Below are 3,631 nucleotides of genomic sequence, written 5' to 3'. Positions count from 1 at the left end.
TGTTATTAATCACCCTGTTTGTCGGTAGTTTCGGAACCGACAATGGCGGTGATTTTTTTAATTTTTAACCGTCATTTTCGTTGACGATATATATTAGCCGTAGAAATTGACGGAATCTATTGTCCATAGTTCGGCTGATGTAATGCTGAAAAGGGGAAGCGGACCATCTGGTCCAACTCCCCCTGAACTAAATATCAACCTGATAGGTTTCATTAGGTTTTAAATATAATTTTGTTTCATTGCGGCCGACGATAATATACCATTCCCTCCCAAGTTCTATCCTGCACGAAAGTTTCCTACCTTCCCCAAGATGAAGGTCAAACCAATCACCACAACGAACCTTGTATCCCATATTGTCACCCCAAAAGACCACCCAACAATCAAGATCCTCATTATATTTCATATCATTCCAACGGCTTTTCATGTCGTTTCCCTTCGTATCCTAGAATTCTTTATATTCATTTAAGATTCGATCCACATGCATCGCATCAACTAATTTTTCCTTCCGCACAACGGCATCTAGTAAGCATGCTGTACATACATTGTTGATTTCGCGGGGAATTCCTCTAGTATGTCCATAAATAGAATCAATGGCTTCTGCTGTAAAAACGGGATGCTTGGCACCTGCTGTTTCAAGTTGATGTTCAATATATTTTCGTGTTTCCTCCCGATCCAATCCTCCCAGATGATAGCGGACATTCATTCGCTGTGTAATCGGTTTAAACAGACGCATCTGAAGCGTTGAACGCAATTCAGGCTGCCCAACCATCACCAGAGCTAACGGAGAAACACTATCAATCTGAAAATTGGTTAAGAATCTTATTTCTTGAAGCATGTCTCCCTGCAGTAGGTGAGCTTCGTCAATAATCACGACAACTGTTTGTTGTTGACTTTCATACAAATCCCAGATGGCATGTTCAAATTGACGCTTCGTTTCGCTCCGCAAAAATTTGGGCGGAATACCAAGATGATGCAATAATTCTCTGTAGAAGTCTCTTGGTTTAAGAGAGGAATCACATAGATAAATAAATTGATATTTTGTAAGATCCAATCCGTCCCGAAGGGACCTGATGGCAGTTGATTTTCCAGCCCCAATCTCCCCGGTAACTAGGCCAAATGAACGTGTTTTAACCATGTATTGAAGCCGGGCAACACATTGTTGAAAAGAACTTGATTGATACAAACTTTCCGTCGGAATTTCTTTTGTAAAAGGAGTGCGATCCCATCCGAAGAAATGACTAATCATACTGATTCACCCTCTTCCATAAGGCTCACAAAGCCACTCTGATGATTTTGCTTTTGTTGTTCTTGGTATTCCTCATAGACTAGTTCAATATAATTTAGCCCTGTTTTCTGAATCGTTTCCTTAGATTCCGATTTTGGGCTTTCCTCAGGTTTATCCCATTTCATGGAACGTTGTACCATTACATCGGCGTCTTTCAGTCGCTTCTCCTCTTTCCAAACCTGTATAATAGACATATCATAAGGATCAAAGCGTAATTGAACTTTCTCACCCACAAATCCTGGCTCCACCTCATAAGTAGTTCCTAATAGGGACACGCAGTTTGTTTTATCTACTTTTCGTGTTTCTTCCAAGAGGAAAACTTCTACTAATTCGTGAGGAGGAATCGTTCGGATTGGATGATCACATTTCTGATAACGATCCATTGGCCGTTGTTTAAAGCTGTTATGAACTTTTTGGTGGTAGGCTACTTCCAGCCATGCCGTAAAAAATCGATTTAAATCAGCTATGGTTTGGATTTTTCCTTGTTCAATTAAGTCATATGCTTCCGGAACGAAGCTCTGATCCACAAAACGAAAGAACTTTTCTTGTTTACCGCGGCCTTGGGGGCGATAGGGTTTAGTATGTTTAAGCTGTGTCCCCAATCTTCCGCATATTCTGGCAAAATGATGGGAAGAATAGATAGCTCCATTATCAACATAGATCATAGATGGAACCCCGTGCTTCAATATAGCTTTTTTTAGACAGTCCTCTAATCGCGGTACACGCTCTTCAAAATAAAACTGCGCGTGAACAACGTATCGAGAATAATCATCAAGAAATACGACAAGGTAGGCCATCTTCTTCTTTCCCTTTTTTTCGGGATGAGGCAAATAGAGGGTGTGCTGGACATCTCCCTGCCAACAAGCGTTGCGATGTTCCGCCTCAAACCTTCGAAAAGAGTCCTTATTGTTTGTTTCTAATGCCTTTTTGGTCATTCCCCGGCGTCTGAGTTGTTTAGAAAGGGTACTTTCTTTTAATTCCCCCGGCTGCACAAATTTAGCTAACTCTAAAATAGCCATGATCTGTCGTACACTTCTTGTTGGATTCTCTTTCTTTAAAGCAATGGCTTTTTCTAGAACCTCCGGTTCGATGGTCTTTGACCTAAGTAGATCTGCCCTTGGGGAAGGCTTTAACGCATCCCATCCACCTTCTTTATAGGCTTTCATATATCTTTCCAATGTGCGAACACTTACCATTTTGGCAGTGCTGAATGGAATGTCATAGGAATGCCTCGCAATTTCTTTTAACAGTTGAGCTTGCTCTCCCGGTTCTAGTCTTCGAGTCACTAATGGGGCTATCAGGCCATACCGAAAGTTGGCGATCTCTTGTCTTTGTTTTTCATCCATCCAAATCTCTCCTCTATAGATATTCCATAAAATTATGGCATACCTGCCCCATTTAGACAGGACTACATATTTTGTTGGACAATCAGTGAGTGAATGGAATAATTTAGGTAAAATCAAGTGTCAGATTAAAGAAATTGCATTCGCCACAGAGGGTGGCGGCGGGATAACTACATATTTTATAGACGTAGATCGGCAGGAAGATGAGTATTTAAGAAAGACAAATAACCCATCAGTGATGGGTTAAATTGGAATTTTTGAACGTACTTTTGGAGAAGAAAATAAAACCATTTAAGGGTATCTAGGGTCGTTGAGTTTACACCTTTTGAATGAAGGCGAAGTAAATCCTCCTCCTCCCCAAAATGAATAAGTCTGCCCGCGACCCAAATAGAAGTACGGCCAATTTGTGCCAGGTATCGGTTCCACCACCGTTTGATAGTTGTAGCTGAAATTCCGCCAATAGCTGGGGAGACAATGCTTTTTGAAATCTTTTCGAAGCTGTCTCCTTTCCTTCTTCGATTAAAGGCCGCCTCGCGAGAGGTCGTAACCACACGAGCCCAAGGAATGAGGAAATTGGGAAAAAGGGAAATAGTTTTTCCACATAACGGACAATACCAACGGTAGATTGGTATAAGGATGCACTGGTATTTAGTAGTAGCCCACCGATAATAGCGACCATGCTTATATAAAGTTCTTTTTTTACATGATTTATCAGGGCAACACAAAGAAATATTGGGGCGTTTTTCCCCATGTTCCTTTAAATAGGACTTGAGTGTTTTCCCAAAAGGTAGTATTCTATTTTTACACATGTTTTATTTTTTGGCCCCCAATCGACTGCAATCGATGGGGGCTTTTCCTTTATATTTTTACATAAAAATAGCCTAATCCACCGTCATTGTAAAGATGGGATTAGGCTATTGTCGTTATGTAATTACTTCCAAGACTGACAAATACATTGGCGGAATTATTAAGATTTAGCGTCATAGACATTGATTGAAAACAC

At 40.7% G+C, this 3,631-nt stretch carries 4 protein-coding genes; 1 reads left to right on the top strand and 3 read right to left on the bottom strand.

The features are described 5' to 3' along the window. Positions 1–187: 187 nt before the first annotated feature. From J2S07_RS21680 to J2S07_RS21670, 3 genes are read right to left on the bottom strand one after another with little or no spacing between them, the layout of a single operon-like run. The gene (locus J2S07_RS21680) at positions 188–424 is read right to left on the bottom strand and encodes a DUF5348 domain-containing protein (protein WP_307152442.1); all 237 of its coding nucleotides are present in this window, start codon (positions 422–424) and stop codon (positions 188–190) included. An 18-nt stretch (positions 425–442) separates the two neighbouring features. Next, a complete protein-coding gene (locus J2S07_RS21675) occupies positions 443–1,246 on the bottom strand; it encodes an ExeA family protein (RefSeq protein WP_307152441.1) in 804 nt (267 codons plus the stop codon). Next, positions 1,243–2,631, bottom strand: a complete 1,389-nt coding sequence (locus J2S07_RS21670; RefSeq protein WP_307152440.1) for a DDE-type integrase/transposase/recombinase — start codon at positions 2,629–2,631, stop codon at positions 1,243–1,245. Before J2S07_RS21670 ends, J2S07_RS21675 begins: the two co-directional genes overlap by 4 nt. Positions 2,632–2,716: 85 nt before the next feature. Between J2S07_RS21670 and J2S07_RS21665 the strand changes: the two genes are divergently transcribed. Next, positions 2,717–2,875 carry a hypothetical protein gene (locus J2S07_RS21665; RefSeq protein WP_307152439.1) on the top strand — a complete coding sequence of 53 codons (159 nt, stop codon included), beginning with the start codon at positions 2,717–2,719 and terminating at the stop codon, positions 2,873–2,875. Positions 2,876–3,631: the final 756 nt, after the last annotated feature.

Origin of the sequence: Anoxybacillus andreesenii, assembly GCF_030813005.1 — a bacterium.
Classification (GTDB): Bacteria; Bacillota; Bacilli; order Bacillales; family Cytobacillaceae; genus Robertmurraya; species Robertmurraya andreesenii.
This window is presented reverse-complemented; position numbering and strand designations above follow the sequence as displayed.

Bases quoted from the DNA above. Each gene is read 5' to 3' on its own strand.
- J2S07_RS21680 (WP_307152442.1), bottom strand. From the start codon at position 424: ATGAAAAGCCGTTGGAATGATATGAAATATAATGAGGATCTTGATTGT.
- J2S07_RS21670 (WP_307152440.1), bottom strand. From the start codon at position 2,631: ATGGATGAAAAACAAAGACAAGAGATCGCCAACTTTCGGTATGGCCTG.
- J2S07_RS21675 (WP_307152441.1), bottom strand. From the start codon at position 1,246: ATGATTAGTCATTTCTTCGGATGGGATCGCACTCCTTTTACAAAAGAA.